Below are 2,319 nucleotides of genomic sequence, written 5' to 3'. Positions count from 1 at the left end.
CGCATAGGGAAGCGTGAGGTTATAATGATTATCATGATCTATGATATTATGTGATAAGTTAAAAATGTTACAAGTTAAAAAAATCATAAAAATGTGTGTTTATAAGAACAGCTCTTTTATTGAGAAGTATTTTTAAAAATTGATAAAAATTATTTTTTATACTCTTGCCATTCTGCTTTTGCGCTTTATTTGAAAGATAGAATTGCTCTTTAGTGAAACTATTTTTGTTAAGAGATAAATCGCAGTATTTTTGAATGGAGATAAAAGTATATTTTCAAAGTCTTGTGTTTTTATTTATTTTTTAGCTTGAATCCCTCTAGCTAAAAGGGTTGGGGACTTTTCTAGATTCGATGTTGTTGCAAAGATTTTAGAGCGATGCCGTAATAAGTAGCGGTATCGCAAGGGGAGGGTTTTGTCTTGATTTATTGGTTTTTGAAGTACGCGAACTCAAAGGTTTTGCCATGGGTGTTTTTGCGCGTTGTAATGATGTTGAGCTCTGTTGGAGGAGATTCTTATGAAAAAAAAATATTCCACACCAAATTTAATTAAAGCTGTCTCGCTCAGCACGGTGATAGCCACACTCTTATCAAGTGTTTCTCCTGTTGTTGCTGCGGGCGTTTCTACGACAGGAGGATTTGTTCGAAACTCGAGTGGTGTAGATGTTCCTTATCCACGTGGTAGTCATGGTAGTATTGTTTTTGCTGGTGATGATGATTATTGCGGTGTAGACAACGTTATTGGGCGTGGAGGCAAGCAACAGGAAAAGGTTAGTAATAAGATAACAGCAGAGAAAGAGTTTGAAAATTTTATAGTTGATCAAGCAGATAACATTGGCCGTAATCCTTATGGCACAACCACTGACAAGGTGACTTGGCAAAGTTCGGGTGTTTTAACGCAAACAGGTGCTTATATGGGACAAAACACTGGGGGATCTGCGAATATTATGCCTGAAGCTTATGGTGTTTATTCTTTTGTAACGGGTTGTGGAGCTGCGGCAACGGGGAATTATTCAACGGCATTTGGTGCTGGTGCAACCACAAAGGCTGGTGGGGCGCAAGCTTTTGGTGTTGCGGCACTTGCAAGCGGTAAAGCAAGTGTTGCCATGGGTGTGAGTTCGGAATCATCAGGGGAGTCTGCAGTTGCTGTCGGTGGGCTTGCAACTGCATTAGGTAAAAGTAGTATTGCTTTAGGAACTAAAGTAAAGGCAGAAAAGAGTTATACGATTGCTATAGGTACAGATGCTAAAGCTTCAGGTTCAGGTTCTATTGCAATAGGAAGCAGGCGCTCTGATAGAACTGAAGAAAATAAGCCTAACAGAACATTAGAAGCAAAAGGTGAAAATTCGATTGCTATAGGTACGCAAGCTTATGCTGAAACGGAAGATTCGGTTGCCATTGGTGTAAATTCGCAAGTGCTTGTTGAGGATGGTGTTGCTGTAGGTGGGGGATCTATTTCTGACAGAGCAAAAGGTGGAGTAGCTTATGATCCTGCAACAGGTAAAGAAGTGAAAAAATCCGGTATTGCATGGCAAAGTACAGCAGGCGCTTTTAGCGTTGGTGAAGTTGGTGGCAGTGCTAATGGTACACTAACAAGGCAAATCACAGGGGTAGCAGCTGGGAGTGAAGATACTGATGCTGTGAATGTGGCGCAGTTAAAAGCTGTGAGAGATGTCATAGCAGGAGGAGGGGCTTGGAAACTTTCTGCTAATGATAAAGATCCTACAGATGTAAATTCAGGCAATACCGTAGATTTTTCGGTGAAAAATAGTGAAGTAGGAAAAGATAACTTAAAAATTGCAAAAAGTAATAAAGGCGATAAGCATAAAATTGAATTTGCTTTGAGTGATACTCTCAAACTTACAAGTGTCACCACAGGTCAAAGCTCTATGAGTGATGATGGCTTTATTATTGATAAAGGGCCAATGATGACTATTGATGGTATTGATGCTGGCAGTCAAAAGATCACAAACGTAGCAGACGGGACCAAACCTAACGATGCGGTGAATTATAAGCAGTTGCAAGAGGTGAAAAATGCAACCAAAACAAGTTGGCAGCTTGCTGTTAATGGAGGCAGTGCTACTGCTATTGGTCCAAACGGTACAGTAAATTTTCAGTCAGCTGGCAATGAAGGCGGTAAAAATATCAATATTACAAAAGATAATGACCACAATGTTACATTTGATTTAGCTGATAATATTAATGTAATGACTGTCACAGCAGGAGAGAGCATTATGGATGCTGCTGGCTTTAGATTTTACGGTGATGAGGGGCCGAGCATAACTGTTAAAGGCATTCATGCTGGTAATAAAACAATTAAAGG

The 2,319-nt window shown here is 39.8% G+C and carries 1 pseudogene; it reads left to right on the top strand.

The features are described 5' to 3' along the window. Positions 1 to 514 precede the first annotated feature (514 nt). A pseudogene (locus BN338_RS08720) lies at positions 515 to 2,319 on the top strand (Vomp family autotransporter); the annotation flags it as partial.

The organism is Bartonella queenslandensis AUST/NH15 (assembly GCF_000312585.1).
GTDB lineage: Bacteria > Pseudomonadota > Alphaproteobacteria > Rhizobiales > Rhizobiaceae > Bartonella > Bartonella queenslandensis_A.
Note: the sequence above shows the minus strand (reverse complement) of the source record. Positions and strands in the feature narration are given on the sequence as shown.